Genomic DNA, 24,226 nt, shown 5'->3' on the forward strand with positions numbered 1-24,226 from the left:
GGTCACGCGCTTTACGTTTACGTCAACGTAAGGTACGGGAGGGACGGAATGCCGGGGGCCGCGCCGCTGCGCATCGACAGCGACGGACAGCGCACCTACACCATCGGCGAGCTCGCCGATGAGTTCGGCCTGACGCTGCGGACCATTCGTCATTACGAGGACGAAGGGCTGCTGGCGCCGGCGCGCGACGGCATGAACCGGGTCTACGGCCACCGCGACCGGGCGCGCCTCGTGCTGATCTGCCGGGGCAAGCGCCTGGGCTTCAGCCTGGCCGAGATCAAGGAGTTCCTCACCCTCTACGACGACAGCGACGGGCAGGTGCGGCAGATGCAGCACCTCCAGGCGCTGACCCGCCGCCGCGTTTCGGCGCTCGAACGGCAGCTCGCCGACGTTCAGCAGACGCTGGGCGAGCTGTACCGGATCGACGCCCAGATCACCGAACATCTCACCCCGCATCTTCGCCGCCACGGCATCGACGAGACGAGCACCAGGGAGGACAAGAACCCATGAAATCCGTCGTCATCGCGGGCTACGCCCGCTCCCCCTTCGCCTTCGCCCACAAGGGCGAGCTCGCCAAGGTCCGCCCGGACGACCTGCTGGCCCGCGTGGTCGCGGCGCTGGTCGAGCGCACCGCGGTCAACCCGCAGGACATCGAGGACGTCATCGTCGGCTGCGCCTTCCCCGAGGGCGAGCAGGGGCTGAACGTCGCCCGCACCGTGTCCTTCCTGGCGAAGATCCCGGCGAGCGCGGCGGCGACGACGGTCAACCGCTACTGCGGCTCGTCCATGCAGGCCATCCACATGGCGGCCGGCGCGGTGGCCATGGGCGCCGGCGACGTGTTCGTCTGCGGCGGCATCGAGTCGATGAGCCGCATCCCGATGATGGGCTTCAACCCGATGCCGCACCCGGGCCTGAAGGTCAGCTACCCCGAGGCCTACTCCTCCATGGGCATCACCGCGGAGAACGTGGCCAAGCGCTATGACCTGACCCGCGAGCAGCAGGAGGCCATGGCCATCGCCTCGCACGCCAAGGCCGCCGCGGCGCAGGAAGCCGGCCGGCTGCGCGACGAGATCGTCGCCATCGAGACGCCGAACGGCATGGTCGAACGCGACGGCTGCATCCGCCCCGGCACCACCGCCGAGGGGCTGTCCGGCCTGAAGCCGGCCTTCCTGGCCGACGGTTCGGTGACCGCCGCCACCTCCTCGCCGCTGACCGACGGCGCCTCGGCCGTGCTGGTCACGTCCGAGGAGTACGCCAAGGCCAACGGCCTGCCGATCCTCGCCCGCATCCGGTCCATCGCCGTCGCCGGCTGCGCGCCGGAGGTGATGGGCCTGGGCCCGATCCCCGCCGCGCAGAAGGCGCTGGCCCGCGCCGGCCTGTCGATCAAGGACATCGGCGTGGTCGAGCTGAACGAGGCCTTCGCCGCCCAGGCGTTGGCCTGCATCCGCGACCTCGGCGTCGATGAGGCGACCCTGAACCTCGACGGCGGCGCCATCGCCCTCGGCCATCCGCTGGGCGCCACCGGCGCGCGCATCACCGGCAAGGCGGCGGCGCTGCTGAAGCGCGAGGGCAAGCAGTTCGCGCTGGCCAGCCAGTGCATCGGCGGCGGCCAGGGCATCGCCACCATCCTCGAGGCCGTGTGAGCGCGGAGGTGAGTTCCATGGACATCAAACGCGCCGCCGTGATCGGCTCCGGCGTGATGGGCAGCGGCATCGCCGCCCACATCGCCAACGCCGGCATCCCGGTCGTCCTGCTCGACATCGTGCCGAAGTCGGCCACGAATGGAGACGGCGACCGCTCCGCCATCGCCAAGGGAGCGCTGGAGCGCCTGAAGAAGGCCGACCCGGCCGCCTTCATGCACCCGAAGAACGCCAAGCTGGTGACTCCGGGCAACCTGGAGGACGACCTGCACCTGCTCGCCGAGTGCGACTGGATCGTCGAGGCGATCATCGAGGACATCGGGCTCAAGGCCGCCCTCTACCAGCGCATCGACCCGGTCCGCAAGCCGGGCTCGGTGGTGTCGTCGAACACCTCGACGATCCCGCTCAACATGCTGACCGAGGGGCAGTCGGAGCGGTTCAAGGCCGACTTCCTGATCACCCACTTCTTCAACCCGCCGCGCTACATGCGCCTCTTGGAGCTGGTCACCAGCGAGAAGACGCGCGCGGAAGCGGCGGAGGCCATCGCCGCCGTCTGCGACCGGTCGCTCGGCAAGGGCGTGGTGCGCTGCAAGGACACGCCGGGCTTCATCGCCAACCGCATCGGCGTCACCTGGATCCAGGCGGCGGTCAACGAGGCGATCAGCCTCGGCCTGACGGTCGAGGAGGCGGACGCCGTCGCCGGCCGCCCGATGGGCATCCCGAAGACCGGCATCTTCGGCCTGATGGACCTCGTCGGCATCGACCTGATGCCGCACATCGCCAGGAGCCTGCTGTCCACCCTGCCGGAGGGCGACTTCTACCGCGGCATCTACCGCGAGCACGCCGTCATCAAGCAGATGATCGCCGACGGCTACATCGGCCGGAAGGGCAAGGGCGGCTTCTACCGCGTCAACAAGGAGGGCGGGAAGCGCGTCAAGGAGGCCATCGACCTCCAGACCGGCACCTTCCGCGTGTCCGAGAGGGTCAAGCTGGAGAGCGTGACCACCGCCGGCAAGGACCTGCGCGCGCTCGCCGAGTTCCCCGACAAGACCGGCCAGTACGCCCGCAAGGTGCTGGCGCAGACGCTGTCCTACGCCGCCAGCTTGGTGCCGGAGATCGCCGACTCCATCGTCGCGGTCGATGAGGCGATGCGCCTCGGTTACAACTGGAAGTTCGGCCCGTTCGAGCTGATCGACAAGCTGGGCACCGCGTGGTTCGCCGAGCTGTGCCGGTCGGAGGGCATCCCCGTGCCCGCCCTGGTGGCGCAGGCCGACGGCCGCAGCTTCTACCGGGTCGAGGGCGGCAAGCTCCAGTACCTCACCACCGGCGGCATCTACGACGACGTGGTGCGCCCCGACGGCGTGCTGCTGCTCGCCGATGTCAAGCGCGCGGCCGGCGGCAAGCCGGTGTGGAAGAACGGCTCCGCTTCCCTTTGGGACATCGGCGACGGCGTGCTGTGCTTCGAGTTCACCTCGAAGATGAACGCGCTCGACGAGGGCACCATGGCCGCCTACCAGAAGGCCATGGCGCTGATCGGCGACGGCAAGGGCCAGTGGAAGGCCCTGGTCATCCACAACGAGGCGGACAACTTCTCGGTCGGCGCCAACCTGGGCCTGGCGATGTTCGCGGTGAACATCGCGCTGTGGCCGCAGATCGAGCAGCTGGTCGAGCTGGGCCAGCAGACCTACCGGGCGCTGAAGTACGCGCCGTTCCCGGTGGTGTCGGCGCCGAGCGGCATGGCGCTGGGCGGCGGCTGCGAGATCCTGCTGCACTCCGACCACGTCCAGGCGCACGCCGAGACGTACATGGGCCTCGTCGAGGTCGGCGTCGGCCTGCTGCCCGGCTGGGGCGGCTGCACCGAGATGCTGGCCCGCGCCGCGGCCAACCCGAAGCGTCCGGCCGGCCCGATGCCCCCGGTCGCCCAGGCGTTCGAGACCATCAGCCTCGCCAAGGTCGGCAAGTCGGCGGCCGAGGGCAAGGAGCTGATGTACCTGAAGCCGTCCGACGGCATCACCATGAACCGCGACCGCCTGCTGGCCGACGCCAAGGCCAAGGCCCTGGAGCTGGCGCAGAACTACACCCCTCCCGAGAAGACCACCTACACGCTGCCCGGCCCGACCGGCCTCGTGGCGCTGGAGATGTTCGTCGAAGGCTTCGCGCTGCAGGGCAAGGCCACGCCGCACGACCTCGTGGTGTCGCGCCACGTGGCGGAGGTGCTGACCGGCGGCGACACCGACCACACCCGGACGGTCGGCGAGGACCAGCTCCTCGAGCTGGAGCGCAAGGGGTTCATGGCACTCATCCGCACGCCGGCCAGCATGGATCGCATCGAGCACATGCTGACCACCGGCAAGCCGCTGCGGAATTAAGGGAGGGACGTACACGATGCCGATCTACAAGGCTCCGCTGGAGGACGTGCGCTTCGTCCTCGACGAGATCGTCGGCGTCGGGCAGCTCTCCCAGCTGCCCGGCTACGAGGACGCCACGCCGGACCTCATCGCCCAGGTGCTCGACGAGGGCGCCAAGCTGTGCGAGGAGGTGCTGTTCCCGCTGAACCAGTCCGGCGACAAGGAGGGCTGCACGTTCGAGAACGGCGTGGTCCGTACGCCCAAGGGGTTCAAGGAGGCGTACGACACGTACATCGCCGCCGGCTGGCAGGGTCTGTCCTGCGACCCGGCGTACGGTGGCCAGGGCCTGCCGAAGCTGGTCAACGCCATGCTGGAGGAGTTCATCTGCTCCGCCAACCTCAGCTTCGGCATGTACCCCGGCCTGTCGCTGGGCGCCTACAACGCGCTGCACAAGTACGGTACGGAAGACCTGAAGGCCCGCTACCTGCCGAAGCTGGTGGACGGCACCTGGTCGGGCACCATGTGCCTGACCGAGCCGCACTCCGGCACCGATCTCGGGATCATCCGCACCAAGGCGGTGCCGCAGGACGACGGGTCGTACCGGATCACCGGCACCAAGATCTTCATCTCGGCCGGCGAGCATGACCTGACCGAGAACATCCTCCACCTCGTGCTCGCCCGCCTGCCGGACGCGCCGGCGGGAACGCGCGGCATCAGCCTGTTCCTGGTGCCGAAGTTCCTGGCCAAGGACGACGGCACGCCGGGCCCGCGCAACGGCGTCGCCTGCGGCTCCATTGAGCACAAGATGGGCATCAAGGCGTCCTCGACCTGCGTGATGAACTTCGACGACGCCACCGGCTGGCTGGTCGGCGAGCCGCACAAGGGCATGCGCGCCATGTTCGTCATGATGAACGCGGCGCGCCACGCGGTCGGCATCCAGGGCCTCGGCCTGGCCGAGGTCAGCTACCAGAACGCCGCCGCCTACGCCAAGGAGCGTCTGCAGGGCCGTTCGGTGAAGGGGGCGAAGTTCCCGGACAAGCCGGCGGACCCGATCATCGTGCACCCGGACGTGCGCAAGAACCTGCTCACGGCCCGCGCCTACACCGAGGGCAGCCGGGCTCTGGGCGCGCTGGTCGGCTACCACCTCGACCTCGCTGAAAGGCACCCCGACGCGCGCCAGCGCCAGGAGTCGGACGAGTTCGTCCAGCTGATGACGCCGATCGTCAAGGCGCTGTTCACCGACATCGGCTCGGAGGTCGCCAACATCGCCGTGCAGGTGCACGGCGGCCACGGCTTCATCTGGGAGACCGGCGTCGAGCAATACGTCCGCGACGCCCGCATCGCCCAGATCTACGAGGGCACCAACGGCATCCAGGCGCTGGATCTGGTGGGCCGCAAGATGGGCCAGGACATGGGCCGGCTGCTGCGCCGCTTCTTCCACCCGCTCCAGGCCGAGCTGGAGGTCGACATGGAGAACGAGGAGCTCGCCGAATACGCGATCCCCGTCGCCAAGGCCTTCGGCAAGCTGCAGCAGGCCACCGCGATCATCGCCCAGAAGGGTCTGAAGGATCCGGAGGAGGCCGCCGCCGCGGCGACCGACTACCTGCGTCTGTTCGGTCTGGTGGCGCTCGGCTGGATGTGGCTGAAGATGGCCAAGGCGGCCGGCGCCAAGCTGGCGGCTGGGGAGGGCAACGCCGCCTTCTACGACGCCAAGTTGAAGGTTGCCCGGTTCTACATGGCCAAGTTGCTGCCGCAGGTGAACACGCTGTTCATCACCATCATGGCCGGCGCCAAGCCTCTGATGGAGCTGGAAGACGCGGCGTTCTGAGGCTTTCAACGCGTTCCTCCGCGTTGCACTGGGGCGGGCCCGCGAGGGCCCGCCATTTTTTGTCCTCCCGTCCGAATTGCATAAGGACAAGGTCGGATTTGCGCGGCATCCCGCGCCCGCTATGCTTCCATTGGAAGCACCCCTTACGAACAGGCGGACCGCCGCCACGGTCCGGGAAAGGGCGGACATGCGGAGCATGCTCGAGGCGATGGCGACTCGAACGGAAGCTCTCATCGGCACCCGCGGCACGGCGCCGCGGGCGGCCGGGGCGCTTCTGACGGCGGCCGGGGCACTGCTGGCCGTCACGCTGACGCTGGCTTCCCTGCGCGGCGGCATCCCGCTCGGCCCGCTGGTGATGTGGCTGGCCTGGATGGCGTTGCTCGGCGGCGCCGCCCTCGCGGTTCTGGCCGTGCGGCGCTCCCGCCGCCCCATGGGGCTAGGGGCGCCGGCCGCGCTTCCGATTGATGGAGCCGGGGATCCGGGCTATGTCTTGCTGCCGGGCCGGGCGAGCGGCGGGACCACGCGGAGCCCCTCACGGACGGCCTAGGCTTCCAGCCCTGCGGTGTGACAAACGGCGAATCCGGGTTGTCCGGAGGTAGGGGGCGTGGTACATCTCATTAGTCAATACACAAGTTAAAGACCTTCTATATCTTCTGGTTTTGCTGCATATGCGTTGTGAATGCCTGGAGCATTTGCATTGGCAGTCGAAACCGGCTCTGGGATTGCGTATGGGGGTACTGTCATGAGGATCCTGATCGGCGACGACCACGTGCTTTTCCGCGAGGGACTGCGCCGGCTCCTCGAACAGCTCAAGGAAGGCAGCGTTTTCGTCGAGGCCAGCAATTTCGATGAGATGCTGGAGATCTGCGGCGGCGGCGGCGAAGCCTTCGATCTGATCCTGACCGATTTGCGCATGCCCGGCTGGCCCGGCTTCTCGGGCATCCAGGCGCTGCGCGAGAAGCAGCCGCAGGGCAAGGTGGTTGTGATCTCCGCCTCGGAGGCGCACCACGACGTGCGCGACGCGCTGGAGCACGGCGCGGCCGGCTACATCCCGAAGTCGTCCAGCGTGAAGATCATGCTGAGCGCGCTCGACCTCATCTTCTCGGGCGGCGTCTACGTGCCGCCGACCGTTCTGCGCGAGGGCACCGCGGCCGATGTCGGCGGCGAGGCCCGCGGCGCCATGCCTCCGGCCGATCCGGCGCTGGAGCAGCTGCTGACCCAGCGCCAGCGCGAGGTGCTGGAGCGCCTGCGCGAGGGCAAGTCCAACAAGCAGATCGCGCACGAACTGGGCCTGTCGGAAGGCACCGTGAAGATCCACATGACGGCGATCTTCAAGTCGCTGGGCGTGCGCAACCGCACCCAGGCGGCGATGGCGTTCCCGCAGTCGTCATAGAGTTTTGCCCCCTCCCCAGCCCTCCCCCGCTGCGCGGTGGAGGGGGCTTGTTCCCTCTCCCGCGATAGCGGGGGAGGGTTAGGGAGGGGGCGCCGTTCCCTTACCCGATTCCGGCCACGTAGCCGCGCAGCGACTCCACCTCCAGCTCGGCGTCGTCCAGGCGGGCCTTGACCACGTCGCCGATGCTGATCAGCCCGGCCAGCCGCCCGTCGTCCATGACGGGCAGGTGGCGGATGCGGCGTTCCGACATCACCGCCATCACGTGCGCCACCGTGTCGTCCGGCCGGCAGGTCACCAGGTCGCGGGTCATCAGGGTGGCGGCCGGCTGCTGAAGGGCGCCGGCGCCATGCTTCGCCACGCCGCGCACGATGTCGCGCTCCGACAGGATGCCCACCGGGGCGCCGCCGTCGATCACCAGGGCGGCGCCGATGCGGCGCTCGGCCAGCATGCGGGCGACGGCGCCGATGGGATCATCGGAGTGGACGGAAACGATGTCGGTACCCTTCCTCTTCAACACCGCGGCAACGTGCATGGGGCGTCCTTCCTCGCAAGGGCGGCTTCATCCGATGAAGCTCACATCAGAAGGTGGGGGCGGAGAAGCCACAAAAAAGAGAGGGCCGGGCACCCTTGGGGGTACCCGGCCCAATCCTCGCGTCCTCCGCCCGGTGGGCGGGGACTTATGATCAGAACTTGTAGCCGACGCCGACGCCGACCAGCCACGGGTTCAGCGTGACCTTCGAGCTCAGCGGGCCGACGGCCGAGCCGATGTTCACGTCGGTCTTCAGGAAGACCTTCTTGACGTCGATGTTCAGCAGCAGGTTGTCGGTCAGGTAGAAGTCGGCACCGGCCTGCAGGGCCCAGCCGAAGCGGTTCTTGTAGTTCGTCGAGTTGATGACGCCGCCGGCGGCATCCTCATTGTAGAAAATCGTGTAGTTGATGCCGGCGCCCACGTACGGGCTGAACTGCAGGTTCGGCAGCGGGTGGTAGGTGACGGTCAGCACCGGCGGCAGCAGCGACACCTTGCCGACGTTCACCGGGCCGAGCACGGTGTCGGCGGTGACCTTGTGGCGGCTGGTGCCGGCGATCAGGTTCAGGCCGATGTTCGGGGTGACGAAGTACGTGGCGTCCACCTCGGGGATGAAGTCGTTGCCGACCTTCACGGTGCCGATGTTGGTGCCGCCGGCCTTCACGTCGCCGCTCTCGGAGGGGGCGACCCACACGCCGCGGGCGCGGACGACGATGTCGCCGGCCTTGATGCCCTTGAACTCCTGGGCCTGGGCGGTGGAGGCGACGGCGACGACGGCGGTGGTCGCCAGCAGGGCGGCGGCGGCGCGCTTCAGGATGCTCATGATTTTTTATGCTCCGAGGCAGATTGTTGTCAGAAGGTCAGGCAAAACTTGTTGGCAGGGTTACTACCAAAGTTTCTGTGGTTATACCAGACGTCCATGACCTTTCTGCCAAATTGCGGCGCCTCTGCCACAGTGACGGAGTGCCGCACCCCCGCGGAGCGCGCGCTTTGATCAGACCGCCGAAAGTATTCGCATTTTCTAAGGTGCCGGTGCCGGCGGGCGTGGTCCCGGTTGCAGTCCCGTCTGCGGCGCGCCGTGCGGGACCTGCGCCAGGCAGTTCCCCACCACGTAGTAGCACTGTCCCAGCGTGCTCGTTCCACCCGGGGCGCCGCCGTAGACCAGCCGCTCCACCGCGCCGTTGCGCAGCGTGAAGGTGGCCTCGCAGGTGGTGGAACGGATGTCCGCGTCGTAGGCGGGATAGCCCCAGCCGCCCCAGCCCGGCCCCCAATACCCGCCCCACAGACCCACCGAACCGGGGTACGAGGTGATTCGCCCGCTGCGGTAGGTGAAGAACTCCTGGTTGCCGACGGTGGCCTGCCGGTCCGGCACGCCGGCGCAGGACAGCAGGGTCGCCTTCGGCATGCCGATCAGCGCGGATTGCGCGTACAACGCCTGGTCCGCCGCGGGGTTGGCGCAGGCGACCAGCAGGCTCACGCCCGCCAGGGCGCGCAGGGTGCGACCGAGACTCATGGTTCCAACCTCCTCCTCACGCCTCAGCGCAGGCGGTCCGGCGACAGGTCGGCCGCCGTCACGCCCAGCGCCGCGATCTCCGCCGGCAGTCCGCCGCCGCTGGCCAGCGCCGCGGCGGTGCGGGCCATCGCCGGCGCCGTCTGGATGCCGTAGCCGCCCTGTCCGGCCAGCCACAGGAAGCCGTCCGCTTGGCCGTCGAAGCCGACCACCGGCACCTTGTCGGCGACGAAGCTGCGCAGGCCCGCCCAGCGGTGCGCGATCCGCCGGATGCGGAAGCGGACCGCCTGCTCGACACGGTCAACAGCCACGGCCACGTCCCATTCCTCGGGCTGAACGTCGCAGGGCTCGACCGGAGTCTCGTCGGCGGGGGAGGCGAGCAGCCGCCCGGCGTCCGGCTTGAGATAGAAGGTCTCGTCCACGTCGATCACCATGGGCCAGCCGTCCAGGCCGGCGGCCTCGGCCGGATCGTCGAACACCGGATCGAAGGTCAGCGCGGTGCGCCGCTTCGGCACCAGCCCGATCGGCCGCACGCCGGCCAGTTCCGCCAGCGAGTCGGCCCAGGCGCCGGCGGCGTTGACCAGCACCGGCGCGGCGTAGTCGCCGCCCGGCGTGCGGGCCACCCACAGCCCGCCGCGGCGCTCCACAGCCTGCACCCCGGCGTCGGTGACGATCCGTCCGCCGCGCGCCTTCAGCCCGCGCAGGTAGCCCTGGTGGATGGCGTGCACGTCGAGGTCCATCGCCTCGGGCTCCCACACGGCGCCGGCGACGTAGTCGGCGCGCAGCAGCGGCGCGCGGGCCAGCGCCCGCGCCGCGTCCCAGCGCTCCACCGACGGCGTCAGGCGCCGGCCCTCGGCGAAGGCGGCGTCCAGCGCCGCCGTCTGGTCGGCGCGGCCGATCAGCAGCACGCCGCGCGGGGACAGCGGCGGGTGCTCGGAGAAGCCGTCGGGCGGGCCGCTGTAGAAGTCCCAGCTCGCCACCGTCAGCGCCCGCACCACCGCGTGCCCGTAGGTCTGCGTGTACAGCGCCGCCGAGCGGCCGGTGGAGTGGTAGCCCGGCTGCGCCTCGCGCTCGAGCAGCAGCACGCTGCCCATCGCCGCCAGTTCGTACGCCGCCGAAGCCCCGGCCATGCCGGCGCCGACGATCAGGAAATCCGCGTGTTGCACGGCTGTCCGTCCCTTCCTGTTTGCCGGGCATCGTGCGACGGACCGAAAGCGCGCGCAAGCCGCACCCTTTGCGGTAGAGTTGCGCGAAACCGCGGAGGCAGCATGACCGACGACATCCCCGCGCTGATCGCGCGCATCACCACCCGCGCGCCGGACCGCGAGCTGAACGCCGCGGTGGCGCGGGCGCTGGGCTGGACGACCGGGCCGAACACCAAGGGCTGGAAGGTGGTGCAGCCGACCGGCTACATCGGCGGCATGGTGGTTCCGCCGCGCGAGGACAGCGCGCCCGCCGACGCCTGGTTCGATCCCAAGGGACGCGAGCGCGGCCTCGCCGACAAGGAGGACTCGCTGCCGGCCTTCCTCACCAGCCTGGACGCCGCGCTGGGCGCCGCCCCCTTCGACGGCCGGGCCGACCTGCTCCGCCGCGCGCTGGACGCGCACGCCCGCTGGCTGGCGGAGTCGGGCAGGGACGACGCGGCGCTGGGCCGGCTGCCGGCGTTCGTGGTGGCGGAGGTGCTGGCGGCGCGCTGACGTCACTACGACCATAGTCGTATATAGAATTCCCTGTACTAAGCCTTTCGATGGTGGCATACTGCAACGCAGCAATAACCCCTTCCGTATGTGGTGCGGAGATGCTGCGCAGCTTCACCAGGGATTGGTCGCGTTGGTCCGCCGCCGAACGGTGGTCGGTGACCATCGTCGGGGGCAGCGTGCTGGTGGTGCTCGCGCTTCAAATCGGTTCCCAGCTGGTGTGAGGGGAACGATGGCTCCGTCGGTGCTCCGGGCTCTGGAAGCCATCAAGCGCTACAACGCGCAGCCCGAGCAGATCGACCACGCCATTCTCTGCGCCATCAACGTCACGCTCTGTCTCGCCTCGGGCGGGGACGACCGGGTCTCCGAGGGCTTCAACGAGGACATCGCCCGAAGCGGGCGGCGCTTCGGTCTCCAGTACACGTAAGGGCGCCGCGGGCGCCCTTTTTTGTTTCGGCAACCCTTTCCGTCATCCCCGCGAAAGCGGGGATCCAGTGCTCGCGTCCGCGAGCCACATGACGCATGTCGCCGCTGTCGCGGCTCTTCCTGGATCCCCGCCTTCGCGGGGATGACGGAAAGGAACTGATTGGCGTCAGGCGCTCTTACGCCACCTGCGCGCCGCGCAGTTCCTCGGCGGCGCTGAGGTCCACGCTCACCAGCTGCGAGACGCCGCGTTCGGCCATGGTGACGCCGAACAGGCGGTCCACCCGCGCCATGGTCAGGCGGTGGTGGGTGATGATCAGGAAGCGCGTGTCGCCCGCGCGCGCGATCGCCTCCACGAGGTCGCAGAAGCGGTTGACGTTCGCCTCGTCGAGCGGCGCGTCCACCTCGTCCAGCACGCAGATCGGCGCCGGGTTGGAGCGGAACACCGCGAACAGCAGCGACAGCGCGGTCAGCGCCTGCTCGCCGCCCGACAGCAGCGACAGCACCGTCAGCTTCTTGCCCGGCGGGCTGGCGTAGATCTCCAGGCCGGCGTTCAGCGGGTCCTCGGCGTTGACCAGCTCCAGATAGGCCTTGCCGCCGCCGAACAGCGTGGTGAACAGCTCCTGGAAGTTGCGGTTCACCGCGTCGAACGAGGCGGTCAGGCGCTCGCGCGCCTCGCGGTTCAGGCTGGCGATGCCCTGGCGGAGGCGGGCGATGGCGGCGATCAGGTCCTCGCGCTCGGTGTGCAGGGCGCCGATCTGGGTCTCCAGCTCGGCGGCCTCCAGCTCGGCGCGCAGGTTGACCGGGCCCATGTTCTCGCGCTCGCGGACCAGCTTCTCCAGCCGGGACTCGGTGGCGGCGGTGTCGGGCAGCGGATCGTCGGGGCCGAGTTCGGCGGCGGCGCGGGTCTGCTCGGGCGCGCAGTCCAGGCGCTCGGCGATGCGCTCGGTCAGCGTCTGGCCCTGCTGGACGGCGGCCTGCACCGCGGCCTCGGCGTGGGCGCGCGCCTCGCGGGCGTCGGCGAGGCCGGCCTCGGCGGTCTTCAGGGCGGTCTCAGTGTCGGACAGGCGGGCCTCGGCCTCGGCCAGCGCCTCGGCGGCGCGCTTGCGGGCGCGTTCGGCCTCGGCGATGCGGGCCAGCAGGTCCTGGCGCTCCCCGGCGATCTCGGCCGGGCGGCCGGCGAGCTGGTCGAGTTCGGCCTGGGCGGCCGCGGCGCGCTCCTCCAGCTCGCCGACGCGGCCGCCGGCGCCCTGGGAACGGGTGGACCAGGACGAGATCTCGTGCTGGATGGCGTTGAGCCGCTGGCGCCGGGCCTGGGCGTCGCGGGTCAGGCGGTCGAGCGCGTTCTGCCTCTCGGCCTGGGCGGTGCGGCGCTCGGCGAGTGCGGCGCGCTTCTCGTTGACCGCCTCGCGGCCCTCGCGCGGGTCGGCGAGCTGATCGAGCAGCGCGCGGGCGTCCTCCAGCTGGGTCTCGGCGTCGCGGCGGTCGGCCTCCAGCCGCTCGATGCCCTCGACCAGCGCGGCGAGCTTCGAGGCGGCGGCGTCGGCCTCGCGGGCCAGCTTGGCGTGGCGGTCGCGGGCGGCGTTCAGCGCGGCGAAGGCCTCGCGCACGGCGTCGCGGGCGCGGCGGTCGCGGACGGCGGCGTCCTCGGCGGCTTGGCGGGCGGCGTCGAGCGCCTCGCGGGCCAGCTCGACGGCCTCCTCGGCGGACTCCAGCTCCTCGCGCAGCTCGCGCAGGCGGTTGCGCTGCTTCAGGCGGACGGCGGCGGCGGTCGGCGCGCCGGCCTGGATGACCAGACCGTCCCAGCGCCACGCGCCGCCGTCGCGGCTGACCAGGATCTGGCCGGCGGCCAGCGTGGGGGCGAACAGCGCGCCGGTGGCGGCGTCGGCGACCACGCCGATGTGGGCGAGACCGCGGGCCAGCGCGTCTGGCCCCTGTACGTGCTTCGCCAGCGGCTCGGCCCCGGCCGGAAGGGCGGGGACGGGCAGGGGCGGCAGGGCGCGCCAGTGCACCGGCGCCGCCTCGTCCAGCGGCGCCGTCAGCGCGTCGCCGAGCGCGGCGGCCAGCGCCCCCTCGTAGCCGGGGGCGACGGTCACCGCGTCGATCAGCGGCGGGAACAGGTCGGAGATGCCGGCGGCCAGCAGCTCCGACAGCGCCTTATCCTCCGCCTTGAGTTTCGTGCGCCACGCCTCGGCCGCGTGCAGGGCGTCGCGGGCGCGGGCCTGGGCAGGCTCGGAGTCGGCCTTGGCGCGCTCGGCGGCCTCGGCGGCCTCGCGGGCGTCCTCGACGCGCTGCTCGGCCACCTCGACGGCCAGCTCGGCCTCGGCGACGTCGGGGCGGGAGGATATTTCCCGCTCCAGCAGGGCGCGCTGCACCTGCTGCTCGCCGATGCGCCTGGTGAGCGTGGCGGCGCGCGCCTCCAACTCGCCGACCTGCCGCTGGGTGGCGGCGCGGCGGGCCTCGTCGGCGGCCACCCGTTCGGTCAGGCGGGTGAGATCGCGGTCCAACTCCTCGACCGCCTCGCGGGCCCCGGCCAGCGCCTCGCGGGCGGCCTCCTCCAGCATCTCCTCGTCGGCCTGGGCTTCGAGGAGGCGTTCGCGCTCCTCCTCCAGGCGGGTCAGCGCGTCGCCGGCGTCGGCGGCCAGCGCCTGCTCGCGCCCGAGGTCGCCGGCGATCTGCCGCAGGCGATCCTGGAGGGCGCGCTGCTGCTCGGCGACGCGGCGCTCCTCGGCGTCCAGCTGCTCGCGGGCGATGACGAGGCGTTGTAGGGCGGCGGCCGCGGCGGCTTCGGCCTGCCGCGTCCCGGGCAGGCCGGCGGCGTCCTCGGCGCGCCTGGAGGTCAGCTGCGTGACCGACAGCATCAGGCCGCGGACATGCTCCTCCGCCTTGGCGAAGGCGGCGCGGGCGCGCTCCAGGTCGGCCTGTGCGCCGATCCAGCGCAGGTGCCAGAGCACCGCCTCGACCTTGCGGATCTGTTCGGAGAGGTTGCGGTAGCGGCTGGCCTGCCGGGCCTGCTTCTTCAGGCTCTGCAGCTGGGTGTCCATGGCGCCGACGACGTCGTCCAGGCGCGTCAGGTTGCCCTCGGCCGCTTTCAGGCGCAGCTCCGCCTCGTGCCGGCGGGAGTGCAGGCCGGTGATGCCCGCCGCCTCCTCCAGCAGCATGCGGCGGTCCTGCGGCTTGGCGTTGATGATCTGGCCGACCTTGCCCTGGCTGACCAGGGCGGGCGAGTTGGCGCCCGATGCGTTGTCGGCGAACAGCAGCTGCACGTCGCGGGCGCGCACCAGCTTGCCGTTGATGCGGTAGTCGGAGCCCGAGCCGCGCTCGATCCGCCGGGTGATCTCCAGCTCGTCGTGCTCGTTGAAGCCGGCCGGCGCGGTGCGCGAGCGGTTGTCGACGGTCAGCGACACTTCGCCAAGATTGCGCGCCGGACGGTTGGACGTGCCGCCGAAGATGACGTCGTCCATGTCGCCGCCGCGCATCTTCTTGGCGGAGGTCTCGCCCATCACCCAGCGCAGCGCCTCCACCAGGTTCGACTTGCCGCAGCCGTTCGGGCCGACGATCCCGGTCATGCCGGGTTCGATCACCAGCTCGGTGTTGTCGACGAACGACTTGAAGCCGGACAGGCGGAGGCGCGAGAAATGCACCGGTGGGTTCCTGACTTACTTGGCCAGCTTGTCGATGGCTTCGGCGAACTTCTCGAAGGGCTGCGCGCCCTCGACCTTGGTGGTGCCGCTGCCGCTGGTGAGGATGAAGGTCGGCGTCGATTCGACCTTGTCCTTGTTCTGGCCTTCCAGGCGGCTGTTGAGGATGCCGTCGGCCAGCGCCTTGTCCTCCCAGCAGGCCTTGATGGTGGCCTCGGACAGGCCGGCCAGCTTGCCGATCTGGGTCAGCGCGGCGCCCGGGTCCTTGGCCGAGGCCCACTGCGCCTGCCCCTTGAACAGCACGTCGAGCAGCGGGAAGTAGCGCTCCGGCGGCGCGCAGCGCGCCAGCATGGAGGCGCGCAGCGCCCACTGGTCGAAGGGGAAGTCGCGGAACACCAGCTTGGCCTTGCCGGTGTCGATGTACGTCTCCTTGATCTTCGGCAGCGTCTCGGTGTGGAAGCGGGCGCAGTGCGGGCAGGTCATCGACGAGTAGTCGAGGATGGTGACCGGCGCCTTGGGGTCGCCCAGCACGCGCTCGCCCAGCGCCTTCGTGGTGTCGATGGTCGCCTGCGCGGCGGCGGGGCCGCCGGTCAGGGCCATCGTGGCGAACAGGGCGAACGCCCCGAAAGCGGCTGCTACGTATCGGCGCACCTTGGCCTCCTGGATACTAAATGTGGGGGATTATAGCGGGTGCGGCGGAGGCGGCAAGCCCCCACCATGGTGAATCACTTCCGTCTGCCCAGCAACGAACGGCCGAAGCGCTCCAGCGCTTCGCGCAGGCCCTCGTCCTCGATGGTGGCCGTGGCGGACATGACGGTGATTTCCTCGTCCATGCTCAGCGGCCGGGGCTGCGGCGCGCGCAGGGTCTTCGTGGCGACCGGGGCGGCGTGCACGAGGCGCAGGCGGGAGACCGCCTTGTAGCCGAAGAAGCCGTTGATCTTCTCGATGATCAGCGGCTCCAGGTGCTGCAGCTCCAGCGCGATGGCGCCCATGGCGCGGACGTGCAGCGTCGCGTCCTCGCGCTTGCCGCGCGGGAAGACCAGCTTGTCCGGCTGCGTGCGCAGCGCCAACTGGTGGCCGACGATGCTCGGCCAGTCGGTGATCAGCGCGCCGAAGGCGAGGCCCTTCTTGCCCAGCGCCTTGCCCGCCACTTCCGGCACCGTGCGGCCGATCAGACGCGGTCCCGCCATTCCACCCGTCCATCCTTGCCCCGTGGCCGAGAACCTAGCGCGCCGGACGCGGCGATGCCAGAGCCGGAGCCGTGACCCTTTCGCAGGATCATGCGCATCGCTATGTGTCAGCCCTATGACGGATACGCTTCAGATCGCCGCCCGCTTGCTCCCCTGGTACGACCGCCAGCGCCGCGACCTGCCCTGGCGCAGCGCGCCGGGCGCCTACGCCGATCCCTACCGCGTCTGGCTGTCGGAGATCATGCTCCAGCAGACCACGGTGCCGGCCGCGGCGCCGTACTTCCGCGCCTTCACCGAGCGCTGGCCGACGGTGGAGCATCTGGCCGCCGCCTCGCTGGACGAGGTGCTGGTGGCGTGGGCCGGCCTCGGCTACTACGCGCGGGCGCGCAACCTGCACAAGTGCGCCCAGGCGGTGGCGGAGCAGCACGGCGGGCGCTTCCCGGACACCGAGGCGGGCTTGCTGGAGCTGCCGGGGGTGGGCGCCTACACCGCCGCGGCCATCGCGGCCATCGCCTTCGGCCGCCCCGCCACCGTGGTGGACGGCAACGTCGAGCGCGTGGTCGCCCGCCTGTTCGCCGTCGAGGAACCGCTACCCGGCGTGAAGCCGAAGCTGCGCGCGCTGGCCGCGACGCTGACGCCGCGGCAGCGGGCCGGCGACTACGCGCAGGCGATGATGGACCTCGGCGCCACCGTGTGCACGCCGCGCAAGCCGAAGTGCATGCTCTGCCCGGTGGCGGAGTCCTGCGCCGCCCGCGCCGCCGGCATCCAGGAGGAGCTTCCCCGCAAGTCCGCCAAGGCCGACAAGCCGACGCGCCGCGGCACCGCCTACTGGCTGCTCAACCCGGAAGGTTCGGTCCTGCTGCGCCGCCGGGTCGAGGAGGGGCTGCTGGGCGGCATGGCGGAGGTGCCGTCGTCGGGCTGGGAGCCGGGCCGAAGCCCGCCGCTCGATGTGGCGTGGCGGGAGCTGCCGGGCATGGTCCGCCATACTTTCAGCCATTTTCACCTGGAACTTCAGGTGCTCGCCGGCCGCGCCGGGGCCGACTGGACGAAGGCCGAGGGAATCTGGGTGCCGGTCGACCGGTTGGGCGACCAGGCGCTCCCCTCGGTGATGCGCAAGGTCGTCCGGCACGCGCTGGCGCACGTCTGACGGTCCGGGTTGCCGATGCTGAAACGCCTGCTGCTGATCGCCCTCCTGCTGGCCGCGTTGCCCGCCGCCGCGCAGCCCGTGCCCGGCCGCAAGCCGCAGCCCCTGCCGTCCGTCGGGCTGGAGCTGGTGCTGCTGGTGGACGGCTCGGCCAGCATCACGGTGGGCGACCTGGAGTTCCAGCTGCGTGGCCACGCCGCCGCCTTCGCCGACCCTGAGGTGGCCGAGGCGCTGGCGGCGCGCGGGGTGGCGGTGACGCTGGCGGCGTTCTCCGGGCCGAAGTCGCTGCACGTGCTGGTGCCGTGGACGGTGATCGCCAGCCCCGAGGACTCCCAGGCCTTCGCCGGCCGCATCCTGGCGGCCCCGCGCGAGGGCAGGGCGGACTCCACCGCCATCGGCAGCGCCATCGAGGAGGCGGCGCGCCTCTTCGGCACCGGCGGCGTACGCTCGGAGCGGCAGGTGATCGATCTGGTGGCCAACGGCTTCTCGAACGCCGGCGTGGACCCGGCTCAGGCGCGCGACCGCGCGGCGGCGCGCGGCATCACCATCAACGCGCTGGCCATTCTCGACGAGTTCCCCTGGCTGGAGGAGTACTTCGCCGAGAACGTCATCGGCGGCGCCAACTGCTTCACCAAGTCGGCGCTGGACCGCGAGACCTTCGTCGCGGCCCTGCGCCAGAAGCTGGTGCTGGAGGTGGCGGCGCTGCCCTACGCGGAGTCCGTTTTGCCGTGAAGCCCCTCCCCCCGCGAGGGGGAGGGGTTGGGGAGAGGGGGCGTAGCGGCCGGACGGCCGCGGAGTAACGCTTTGCCACCCTCTCCCCAACCCCTCTCCCGTCAAGGGAGAGGGGCTTCAAACGACGCAATCCGCCTCAGGACTTGCCGACCACCTTCGGCAGGTTGTCGAGGCCGCCGCGGTAGACGCCCTGGATCGCCTTCTTCGCGGTGGCCGCGTCGCTGCCCGGCGCCGGATCGAAGGTCGAACTCCAGGTGACGGTGCTGCCCTTGCCGGACGGCTTCACGCGGATCGTCGAGACGTAGTGCTGCACCGGCAGGACCTTCTGGTTCTCGCCGTTGTCGAGGATCTTGTAGGTGAGGCTCTGCCGCTTGTCGTTGCGGCGCACGAGCTGCTCGACCAGCACCGGCCCGCCGAGGTCGACGCGGCGCTCGGACCCCGTCGCGTTGCCGTTCGGCGCGGTGGTCGATTTCACCGCCGGGTGCCAGCCGAGCGAGCTGAAGTCGCCGACCACGCCCCACACCTTGGAGGGCGGCGCGTCGACCGTGACGCTCTCCACCACCTTGACCTGCTTGCCGGCCGCCTGGGCGTCCGCCGGCACGGAAAGCGCGACCAGCGCCGCGACCGCGAGCGCCGAACCCATGATTCTCAGCATGCCCTTCCTCCCCCGCTTATGGATGGTTCCAACGGGGAATGATGGGCCGCGCGCGGCGGTCGGAAAAATTGTACTTATTGACGAGGCGGGCGGGTCAGCCGCGCGAGCGCTCGATCTCCACGCCGATCGAGGCGGCGTCGGGGAAGACGTCCAGCTTCTCGACGCGCACGGTGACGCGGCGCACCCGGGCATCCTGCAGGCAGCGGGCGGCGATGCGCTCGGCCAGGGTCTCGACCAGCATGATGTGGCCGTCGCCCGCAATCGCGCGGATCGCCTTCACGCCGTCCTCGCCGGTGACGCCGGAGCCGACGACCTCCATGTCGAGGTTCAGGCGGATGCGCTGCGGCGCCACCTTCTCGTGGTCGTAGACGCCGATCGAGGCGTCCATGACGAGGTCGCGCACGAAGACGCGGTTGAGCGCCGTGGCGGTGGCGAGGCGGGGCGCGGTGACGGCGGCAAACAGCTTGTTCATGGGCGAACGGGTACCACGCGGTACCCGTCGCGGACAAGCGTACGCCCGTGCGGTGGACGCAGGGCTGGGGTTACGGAGCGCGGAGCGCGACTGGGCCGTTGAGGCCCCGCGGCCACATGGCCGCGAAGCCAAGGCCGCGGACGCGGCCGCCCGGCGTCTGAGGGAAAAAGATCAGTGCTTCTCCGCCCGGATCTGCTCGCGCAGCACGTCGATGGGCTTGAGCTGGCCGTGGTCCTCGAAGTGCCAGAAGGTCCAGCCATTGCACGCCGGCAGGCCGGTCATCGCGGCGCCGACGCGGTGGATCGAGCCGGCGTGGTTGCCCAGGTGGTTGACGCCGACCAGCGTGCCGTCGGCCTTGACGTGCGCCGCCACCCGCTTGCGCAGGTCGTACAGCGTGACGCCGGGGCGCAGCAGGCCGCGCTCCACCACCGCGCCGAAGGGGATGCGCGGCGCCTGCCGCTTCGGCGGGGCGTCGAGCAGGCTGGGGTCCGGCGCCTCCTCGGTGGCGTCGATGCGGGCCTGCGCCATCTTGGCGTAGCCCTCCTCGCGCTCCAGCCCGATCCACTTGCGGCCCAGGCGCTTGGCCACCGCGCCGGTGGTGCCGGTGCCGAAGAACGGGTCGAGCACCACGTCGCCCACCCGCGTCGACGACAGGATGACGCGGTAGAGCAGCGCCTCCGGCTTCTGCGTCGGGTGGACCTTCTGCCCCTTGTCGTCGCGCAGCCGCTCCGAGCCGGAGCAGATCGGCAGCACCCAGTCGCTGCGCATCTGAAGATCCTCGTTGAGGTTCTTCATGCTGTCGTAGTTGAAGCGGTAGCGCGCGTCCTTGTCGCGCGACGCCCAGATCATCGTCTCGTGCGCGTTGGCGAAGCGGGTGCCGCGGAAGTTCGGCATCGGGTTGGTCTTGCGCCACACGATGTCGTTGAGGATCCAGAACCCCAGGTCCTGCAGCACCGAGCCGACGCGGAAGATGTTGTGGTAGCTGCCGATCACCCACAGCGAGCCGTCCGGCTTCAGGATGCGGCGCACCGCGCCCAGCCAGTCGCGGGTGAACTGGTCGTACGTCGCGAAGTCCTGGAACTTGTCCCAGTCGTCGTCCACCCCGTCGACGCGGGTGTGGTTCGGGCGCAGCAGTTCGCCGCCGAGCTGGAGGTTGTAGGGCGGATCGGCAAAGACCATGTCCACCGACCCGGCCGGAAGCCCGTTCATCAGGGACACGCAGTCCCCCAGGAGAATCCGATTCGGCTCCAGCATACCCGCACCCGTCTAATTTTCAGCGAATCACTTGGGCCAACATGATTCAGGCCCGAGTCGCCGTCAACGGGATTTTTTCAAAAGAGTCTTGGGAGTCAGCGCCTTAGCGCCAGAACTTGAGAGACGGGACCAAATTTGGTGCGGTGGTGCGGCGTGGCCCCCAACCGCTTGAGTGCGGCGAGGTGCGCAGGGCTGGGATAGCCGGCGTTCCGGTCCCAGGCGAAGTCGGGGAACTGCGCGTGCAACTCCATCATGACGCGGTCGCGTTCGACCTTGGCGACGATGGAGGCGGCGGCGATCGACAGGCTGCGGCTGTCGCCCTTCACCACGGTGCGCACGGCGCAGGCGAGCGCGGGCGCCTTGTTGCCGTCCACCAGCGCGTGGGTGGGGGTGATGCCCAGCCCCTCCACGGCGCGGCGCATGGCGAGCAGCGCGGCCTGCAGGATGTTGATGTCGTCGATCTCCGCCACCGACGCCTCGGCGACGCAGACGGCCAGCGCGTGCTCGCGGATCAGCGGCGCCAGCTCCTCGCGCTTGCTTGCGGTGAGCTTCTTGCTGTCGTGGATGCGGCCGGCGATGGCCTCCGGCAGGCCGCCGGGGGGCAGCACCACGGCGGCGGCCATGACCGGGCCGGCGAGCGGCCCGCGGCCGACCTCGTCGACTCCGCAGACCACGGCGTCCGGGCCGTACTCCAGTTCGAGGGAAAGGTCGGGGCGGTTCATCATTTCATCCGCGCGTAGTCGAAGAGGAAGCTGCCGTTCATGCCGCACCAGTTGCCGCTGGCGGCGCGGTTGGCGTCGCTGTCGGCGATGCGCACGCCGGTGGCGATGCGCTGAAGGACGACGCCGTTGCCCTCCGCGTCGGGGGTGCCGACCACGAGCGCGCCGTCGGCGCCCGGCCGGCCGATGCCCTCGAAGCCGCAGATCCACCGGCCGGCCGTCGGTTCCGCCCCGAAGATGTTGACCGCCAGCGTGCCGTCGCGCAGGCGCAGCGCCGCCACCTCCAGGATCCCGCCATGGTCGAAGCGGCCGACGAACGGGTCGGCGGGCGAGGGGGCGCCGGGGTCCGGCTTGAAGCCCAGCACCGCCACCCGCCGCTCGTACTGGCCGCGCAGGCAGGCGGCGTCGGCGCCGCAGGCGTTGCGCTCGGCCAGCCACGCCTTCTGGTCGGCCTTCAGCGCCGCCTGGACGGCGCCGTCGGTGTTGGCGTTCAGCCGTTGCATGGCGTCCTTGAACCCCTTGGCGAGCCGCTCGTCGAGCGCGGAGACCGCGGCGTCGGCGCAGATCGCCTTCTCCGTCGGCGTTCCGGCCTTGGCGCACGGGAAGCTGGCGGCCGCGGCCGGGGCCGCGAGAAACAGGGCGAGGAGGGGGATCAGGCGGAGCATCCGGCGGGGATCCTTGCGGACAACAGGGGGCACACGGATTTCACGGATTTTGGCGCGGATTGCACGGGATTTCTTGCTTGCGCCGTGGGGGCCCGGCTCGGGCGCCTGTCCACTCACAGCAGGCTCAGCTGGTCCCCCGGCATCGGCGGCGGGCGGAACGACGCGGTGTCCAGCTCCCGCCAGCGTCCGCCCAGCCCCAGCCGTTCGGCGGTCAGCCGGAAGCGCCTGGACAGCAGTTCGGCATACGGTCCCTGGCCCGCCATGCGCCGGCCGAAGCCGGACTGGTACAGCGCGCCGCCGCGGCACTGGCGGATCAGGCTGAGCACCCGGTCGGCGCGCTGCGGCGCGTGGGTGCGCAGCCACTCCTCGAACAGGCCGGAGATCTCCAGCGGCAGGCGCACCAGGATGTAGCTGGCGCCGCTCGCCCCCGCCGCGGCGGCCGCCTCCAGGATGGATTCCAGCTCGTGGTCGGTCAGGCCGGGGATCATCGGCGAGGCGAGCACCGCCACCGGCACCCCGGCCCGGCTCAGTTCGCGGATCACCTCCAGCCGGCGCGGCGGGGTGGCCGCGCGCGGCTCCAGCCGGCGGGCGAGGCCGCGGTCCAGCGTCGTCACCGAGATGCAGACGTGCGCCAGGTTGCGCGCCGCCATCCGCGCGAGGATGTCGAGGTCGCGCAGCACCAGCGCCGACTTGGTCACCAGCGCCACGGGGTGGTTGGCCTCGTCCAGCACCTCCAGGATGCGGCGGGTCAGCCCGAGGTCGCGTTCCACCGGCTGGTAGGGGTCGGTGTTGGCGCCCAGCGCCATCGTCGCGACGGTGTAGCCCCTGGCGCGCAGCTCCTTCTTCAGCAGGTCCGGCGCGTCGGGCTTGTGGAACAGCTTCGTCTCGAAATCCAGGCCGGGCGACAGGCCGAGATAGGCGTGCGTCGGCCGCGCGAAGCAATAGACGCAGCCATGCTCGCATCCCTTGTACGGGTTGATCGAGCGGTCGAACGGAATGTCCGGCGAGCTGTTGCGGGTGATGATGGTGCGGCTGGTGTCGACGCTCAGCGTCGTGCGCAGCGGCGGCGGGTCGTGGTCGTCGTCGAAGGTCCAGCCATCGTCCACGGACACCCGCGCGTGCGGCTCGAACCGGCCGCTGCGGTTGCTGACGGCGCCCCGTCCCTTGCGGCCACGGTCGGGAAGTTCGTCCACCATGGGGACGACGGTGCCAGACGCGCGCGAACAAATCAAGAACGAACCTGGGCTACGCCGTCAGCTGCGTCGCCGTCACCCACCAGCCGGGCCGCGCCAGCCGTTCCGCCGCGCCCTGCGCTTCCGCCGCCGTGGCGTAGAGCGCGAAGCAGGTGGCGCCGCTGCCGGACAGGCGGGGCAGCAGGCAGCCGGGCGTGGCGGCCAGCGCCTCCAGCACCGTGGCGATCACCGGCGCGACGCTCAGCGCCGGGGCCGTCAGGTCGTTGCGGCGCTGGGCCAGCCGCGCCGCGAGTTCCGCCGCGGTCGCCGGTGCCTCGGCGAAGCGGGCGGCGGCGGAGAAGTCGCCGCGGCGCGCCTTGAACACCGCGGGGGTCGGCACCGGCACGCCGGGGTTGACCAGCACCACGTGCGTCTCCGGCAGGGCGGGGGCGGGGGCGAGTTCGTCGCCGACGCCGCCGAAATAGGCCGGCCGCCCGGCGAGGCAGACCGGCACGTCGGCGCCGAGCCGCGCGCCGATCTCGTAGAGGTCCGGCGCGTCGGCGGGCACGCCCCACAGCCGCGCCAGCGCGCGCAGGCACGCCGCCGCGTCCGCCGAGCCGCCGCCGATGCCGGAGGCGACCGGCAGGGTCTTCTCCAGTTCGATGCGCACCGCCGGCGCGCGGCCGAGCCGCTCCGCCAGCGCCACCGCGGCGCGGGTCACCAGGTTGCCGGCGGGGTCCTCGGCGCGCAACGGGGCGGCGAAGGGGCCGGTGATGGCGAGGTGCGGGCCGCTCTCGGCGAGGGAGACGGTCAGCCGGTCGCCGACGCCGGCGAAGGCGACGAGGCTGTCCAGCTCGTGATAGCCGTCGACGCGGCGGCCGAGCACGTGCAGGTACAGGTTCAGCTTGGCCGGGGCGGCCTCGGTGATGGCGGTCATGGGCGAGAGGTAGCGGAACGGCCGCGCGGACGGAAGCGGGAAGTCGGTGCCGTGTGCCCCCTCCCTAACCCTCCCCCGCTTTGCGGGGGAGGGAACTCCGCCGTTCTGCCCCCTCCACCGCAACGCTCTCGCGCAAACCTCTGGTTTGCGCTGACGCGGCAGGCGGATCTTTGATCCGCCGAGAGCGGGGGAGCAACCATGTTGTTGAGGTTACCCGGTGGCGTGCTCCCAGGGCTTGCCGTCGCGGACCATGGCATTGAGGATGACGATGATCTTGCGC

25 protein-coding genes are annotated in these 24,226 nt (G+C 70.9%); 11 read left to right on the plus strand and 14 right to left on the minus strand.

Going from position 1 to position 24,226, the window contains the following annotated elements; translation table 11 throughout:
- Window positions 1-48 precede the first annotated feature (48 nt).
- The 6 genes from ACRWK7_RS21745 to ACRWK7_RS21770 all read left to right on the plus strand — a co-directional run bounded on the left by ACRWK7_RS21745 (window position 49) and on the right by ACRWK7_RS21770 (window position 7,209).
- A complete protein-coding gene (locus ACRWK7_RS21745) occupies window positions 49-510 on the plus strand; it encodes a MerR family transcriptional regulator (protein WP_431858390.1) in 462 nt (153 codons plus the stop codon).
- Complete coding sequence (locus tag ACRWK7_RS21750; RefSeq protein WP_431858391.1) at window positions 507-1,643, plus strand: thiolase family protein; 1,137 nt, start codon at window positions 507-509, stop codon at window positions 1,641-1,643. The genes ACRWK7_RS21745 and ACRWK7_RS21750 overlap by 4 nt, the downstream gene beginning before the upstream one ends.
- Before the next feature lie 17 nt (window positions 1,644-1,660).
- A complete protein-coding gene (locus ACRWK7_RS21755) occupies window positions 1,661-4,009 on the plus strand; it encodes a 3-hydroxyacyl-CoA dehydrogenase/enoyl-CoA hydratase family protein (protein ID WP_431858392.1) in 2,349 nt (782 codons plus the stop codon).
- A 16-nt stretch (window positions 4,010-4,025) separates the two neighbouring features.
- Window positions 4,026-5,816, plus strand: a complete 1,791-nt coding sequence (locus tag ACRWK7_RS21760; RefSeq protein WP_431858393.1) for an acyl-CoA dehydrogenase C-terminal domain-containing protein — start codon at window positions 4,026-4,028, stop codon at window positions 5,814-5,816.
- 208 nt (window positions 5,817-6,024) lie between these two features.
- Window positions 6,025-6,363: a hypothetical protein gene (locus ACRWK7_RS21765; protein ID WP_431858394.1), complete on the plus strand. Its 339-nt coding sequence runs from the start codon at window positions 6,025-6,027 to the stop codon at window positions 6,361-6,363.
- A gap of 195 nt (window positions 6,364-6,558) precedes the next feature.
- Window positions 6,559-7,209 (plus strand): response regulator, encoded by a 651-nt coding sequence (locus ACRWK7_RS21770; RefSeq protein WP_431858395.1) that lies wholly within the window; start codon window positions 6,559-6,561, stop codon window positions 7,207-7,209.
- Window positions 7,210-7,309: 100 nt separating this feature from the next.
- Here ACRWK7_RS21770 and ACRWK7_RS21775 read toward each other — a convergent pair whose 3' ends face one another.
- From ACRWK7_RS21775 to ACRWK7_RS21790, 4 genes are all read right to left on the minus strand, one after another.
- A complete protein-coding gene (locus ACRWK7_RS21775; RefSeq protein WP_431858396.1) occupies window positions 7,310-7,741 on the minus strand; it encodes a CBS domain-containing protein in 432 nt (143 codons plus the stop codon).
- Window positions 7,742-7,892: 151 nt separating this feature from the next.
- Complete coding sequence (locus ACRWK7_RS21780) at window positions 7,893-8,558, minus strand: OmpW/AlkL family protein (protein WP_431858397.1); 666 nt, start codon at window positions 8,556-8,558, stop codon at window positions 7,893-7,895.
- A gap of 198 nt (window positions 8,559-8,756) precedes the next feature.
- Window positions 8,757-9,248, minus strand: a complete 492-nt coding sequence (locus ACRWK7_RS21785) for a hypothetical protein (protein ID WP_431858398.1) — start codon at window positions 9,246-9,248, stop codon at window positions 8,757-8,759.
- A 23-nt stretch (window positions 9,249-9,271) separates the two neighbouring features.
- A complete protein-coding gene (locus ACRWK7_RS21790; RefSeq protein ID WP_431858399.1) occupies window positions 9,272-10,411 on the minus strand; it encodes an NAD(P)/FAD-dependent oxidoreductase in 1,140 nt (379 codons plus the stop codon).
- Between the two features lie 102 nt (window positions 10,412-10,513).
- Between ACRWK7_RS21790 and ACRWK7_RS21795 the strand changes: the two genes are divergently transcribed.
- From ACRWK7_RS21795 to ACRWK7_RS21805, 3 genes are all read left to right on the plus strand, one after another.
- A complete protein-coding gene (locus ACRWK7_RS21795) occupies window positions 10,514-10,942 on the plus strand; it encodes a hypothetical protein (RefSeq protein WP_431858400.1) in 429 nt (142 codons plus the stop codon).
- 101 nt (window positions 10,943-11,043) lie between these two features.
- Window positions 11,044-11,166 carry a hypothetical protein gene (locus tag ACRWK7_RS21800; protein WP_431858401.1) on the plus strand — a complete coding sequence of 41 codons (123 nt, stop codon included), beginning with the start codon at window positions 11,044-11,046 and terminating at the stop codon, window positions 11,164-11,166.
- Between the two features lie 8 nt (window positions 11,167-11,174).
- Window positions 11,175-11,369 carry a hypothetical protein gene (locus tag ACRWK7_RS21805; protein ID WP_431858402.1) on the plus strand — a complete coding sequence of 65 codons (195 nt, stop codon included), beginning with the start codon at window positions 11,175-11,177 and terminating at the stop codon, window positions 11,367-11,369.
- Window positions 11,370-11,544: 175 nt separating this feature from the next.
- On the opposite strand, the gene ACRWK7_RS21810 is transcribed toward ACRWK7_RS21805, so the two are convergent.
- The 3 genes from ACRWK7_RS21810 to ACRWK7_RS21820 form a co-directional block, all read right to left on the minus strand.
- A complete protein-coding gene (locus ACRWK7_RS21810) occupies window positions 11,545-15,009 on the minus strand; it encodes an AAA family ATPase (RefSeq protein WP_431858403.1) in 3,465 nt (1,154 codons plus the stop codon).
- A gap of 15 nt (window positions 15,010-15,024) precedes the next feature.
- On the minus strand, window positions 15,025-15,657 hold the full coding sequence (locus tag ACRWK7_RS21815; RefSeq protein WP_431858404.1) for a DsbA family protein: 633 nt from the start codon (window positions 15,655-15,657) through the stop codon (window positions 15,025-15,027).
- A gap of 74 nt (window positions 15,658-15,731) precedes the next feature.
- Window positions 15,732-16,196 (minus strand): DUF721 domain-containing protein, encoded by a 465-nt coding sequence (locus tag ACRWK7_RS21820; protein WP_431858405.1) that lies wholly within the window; start codon window positions 16,194-16,196, stop codon window positions 15,732-15,734.
- Between the two features lie 115 nt (window positions 16,197-16,311).
- On the opposite strand from ACRWK7_RS21820, the gene mutY reads away from it, so the two are divergent.
- Window positions 16,312-17,343: an A/G-specific adenine glycosylase gene (gene mutY, locus ACRWK7_RS21825; protein WP_431858406.1), complete on the plus strand. Its 1,032-nt coding sequence runs from the start codon at window positions 16,312-16,314 to the stop codon at window positions 17,341-17,343.
- 15 nt (window positions 17,344-17,358) lie between these two features.
- A complete protein-coding gene (locus ACRWK7_RS21830) occupies window positions 17,359-18,072 on the plus strand; it encodes a DUF1194 domain-containing protein (RefSeq protein ID WP_431858407.1) in 714 nt (237 codons plus the stop codon).
- A 136-nt stretch (window positions 18,073-18,208) separates the two neighbouring features.
- On the opposite strand, the gene ACRWK7_RS21835 is transcribed toward ACRWK7_RS21830, so the two are convergent.
- From ACRWK7_RS21835 to ACRWK7_RS21865, 7 genes are all read right to left on the minus strand, one after another.
- On the minus strand, window positions 18,209-18,727 hold the full coding sequence (locus tag ACRWK7_RS21835; protein ID WP_431858408.1) for an SRPBCC family protein: 519 nt from the start codon (window positions 18,725-18,727) through the stop codon (window positions 18,209-18,211).
- 94 nt (window positions 18,728-18,821) lie between these two features.
- A complete protein-coding gene (locus tag ACRWK7_RS21840; protein ID WP_431858409.1) occupies window positions 18,822-19,199 on the minus strand; it encodes a dihydroneopterin aldolase in 378 nt (125 codons plus the stop codon).
- Between the two features lie 171 nt (window positions 19,200-19,370).
- Entirely contained in the window at window positions 19,371-20,453 is a 1,083-nt protein-coding gene (locus ACRWK7_RS21845; protein ID WP_431858410.1) for a site-specific DNA-methyltransferase, read from the minus strand.
- 95 nt (window positions 20,454-20,548) lie between these two features.
- Window positions 20,549-21,175, minus strand: coding sequence for a ribonuclease HII (locus tag ACRWK7_RS21850; RefSeq protein ID WP_431858414.1), 627 nt, complete (start codon window positions 21,173-21,175; stop codon window positions 20,549-20,551).
- Entirely contained in the window at window positions 21,175-21,837 is a 663-nt protein-coding gene (locus tag ACRWK7_RS21855; RefSeq protein ID WP_431858411.1) for a lysozyme inhibitor LprI family protein, read from the minus strand. Before ACRWK7_RS21855 ends, ACRWK7_RS21850 begins: the two co-directional genes overlap by 1 nt.
- 113 nt (window positions 21,838-21,950) lie before the next feature.
- Window positions 21,951-23,033 carry a PA0069 family radical SAM protein gene (locus tag ACRWK7_RS21860; RefSeq protein WP_431858412.1) on the minus strand — a complete coding sequence of 361 codons (1,083 nt, stop codon included), beginning with the start codon at window positions 23,031-23,033 and terminating at the stop codon, window positions 21,951-21,953.
- 49 nt (window positions 23,034-23,082) lie between these two features.
- A complete protein-coding gene (locus ACRWK7_RS21865; RefSeq protein WP_431858413.1) occupies window positions 23,083-23,946 on the minus strand; it encodes a 4-(cytidine 5'-diphospho)-2-C-methyl-D-erythritol kinase in 864 nt (287 codons plus the stop codon).
- Window positions 23,947-24,226 lie beyond the last annotated feature (280 nt).

The sequence above is a fragment of the Azospirillum sp. genome (assembly GCF_050789165.1).

Excerpts from the sequence above, each read along its gene's own strand:
- ACRWK7_RS21780 (WP_431858397.1), bottom strand. The coding sequence starts at position 8,558 with ATGAGCATCCTGAAGCGCGCCGCCGCCGCCCTGCTGGCGACCACCGCC.
- ACRWK7_RS21840 (WP_431858409.1), bottom strand. The coding sequence starts at position 19,199 with ATGAACAAGCTGTTTGCCGCCGTCACCGCGCCCCGCCTCGCCACCGCC.
- ACRWK7_RS21765 (WP_431858394.1), top strand. The coding sequence starts at position 6,025 with ATGGCGACTCGAACGGAAGCTCTCATCGGCACCCGCGGCACGGCGCCG.
- ACRWK7_RS21775 (WP_431858396.1), bottom strand. The coding sequence starts at position 7,741 with ATGCACGTTGCCGCGGTGTTGAAGAGGAAGGGTACCGACATCGTTTCC.
- ACRWK7_RS21760 (WP_431858393.1), top strand. The coding sequence starts at position 4,026 with ATGCCGATCTACAAGGCTCCGCTGGAGGACGTGCGCTTCGTCCTCGAC.
- ACRWK7_RS21755 (WP_431858392.1), top strand. The coding sequence starts at position 1,661 with ATGGACATCAAACGCGCCGCCGTGATCGGCTCCGGCGTGATGGGCAGC.
- ACRWK7_RS21835 (WP_431858408.1), bottom strand. The coding sequence starts at position 18,727 with ATGCTGAGAATCATGGGTTCGGCGCTCGCGGTCGCGGCGCTGGTCGCG.
- ACRWK7_RS21845 (WP_431858410.1), bottom strand. The coding sequence starts at position 20,453 with ATGCTGGAGCCGAATCGGATTCTCCTGGGGGACTGCGTGTCCCTGATG.
- ACRWK7_RS21805 (WP_431858402.1), top strand. The coding sequence starts at position 11,175 with ATGGCTCCGTCGGTGCTCCGGGCTCTGGAAGCCATCAAGCGCTACAAC.
- ACRWK7_RS21860 (WP_431858412.1), bottom strand. The coding sequence starts at position 23,033 with ATGGTGGACGAACTTCCCGACCGTGGCCGCAAGGGACGGGGCGCCGTC.
- ACRWK7_RS21865 (WP_431858413.1), bottom strand. The coding sequence starts at position 23,946 with ATGACCGCCATCACCGAGGCCGCCCCGGCCAAGCTGAACCTGTACCTG.
- ACRWK7_RS21770 (WP_431858395.1), top strand. The coding sequence starts at position 6,559 with ATGAGGATCCTGATCGGCGACGACCACGTGCTTTTCCGCGAGGGACTG.
- ACRWK7_RS21795 (WP_431858400.1), top strand. The coding sequence starts at position 10,514 with ATGACCGACGACATCCCCGCGCTGATCGCGCGCATCACCACCCGCGCG.
- ACRWK7_RS21830 (WP_431858407.1), top strand. The coding sequence starts at position 17,359 with ATGCTGAAACGCCTGCTGCTGATCGCCCTCCTGCTGGCCGCGTTGCCC.
- mutY (WP_431858406.1), top strand. The coding sequence starts at position 16,312 with ATGACGGATACGCTTCAGATCGCCGCCCGCTTGCTCCCCTGGTACGAC.
- ACRWK7_RS21745 (WP_431858390.1), top strand. The coding sequence starts at position 49 with ATGCCGGGGGCCGCGCCGCTGCGCATCGACAGCGACGGACAGCGCACC.
- ACRWK7_RS21750 (WP_431858391.1), top strand. The coding sequence starts at position 507 with ATGAAATCCGTCGTCATCGCGGGCTACGCCCGCTCCCCCTTCGCCTTC.
- ACRWK7_RS21800 (WP_431858401.1), top strand. The coding sequence starts at position 11,044 with ATGCTGCGCAGCTTCACCAGGGATTGGTCGCGTTGGTCCGCCGCCGAA.
- ACRWK7_RS21785 (WP_431858398.1), bottom strand. The coding sequence starts at position 9,248 with ATGAGTCTCGGTCGCACCCTGCGCGCCCTGGCGGGCGTGAGCCTGCTG.
- ACRWK7_RS21820 (WP_431858405.1), bottom strand. The coding sequence starts at position 16,196 with ATGGCGGGACCGCGTCTGATCGGCCGCACGGTGCCGGAAGTGGCGGGC.
- ACRWK7_RS21850 (WP_431858414.1), bottom strand. The coding sequence starts at position 21,175 with ATGAACCGCCCCGACCTTTCCCTCGAACTGGAGTACGGCCCGGACGCC.
- ACRWK7_RS21855 (WP_431858411.1), bottom strand. The coding sequence starts at position 21,837 with ATGCTCCGCCTGATCCCCCTCCTCGCCCTGTTTCTCGCGGCCCCGGCC.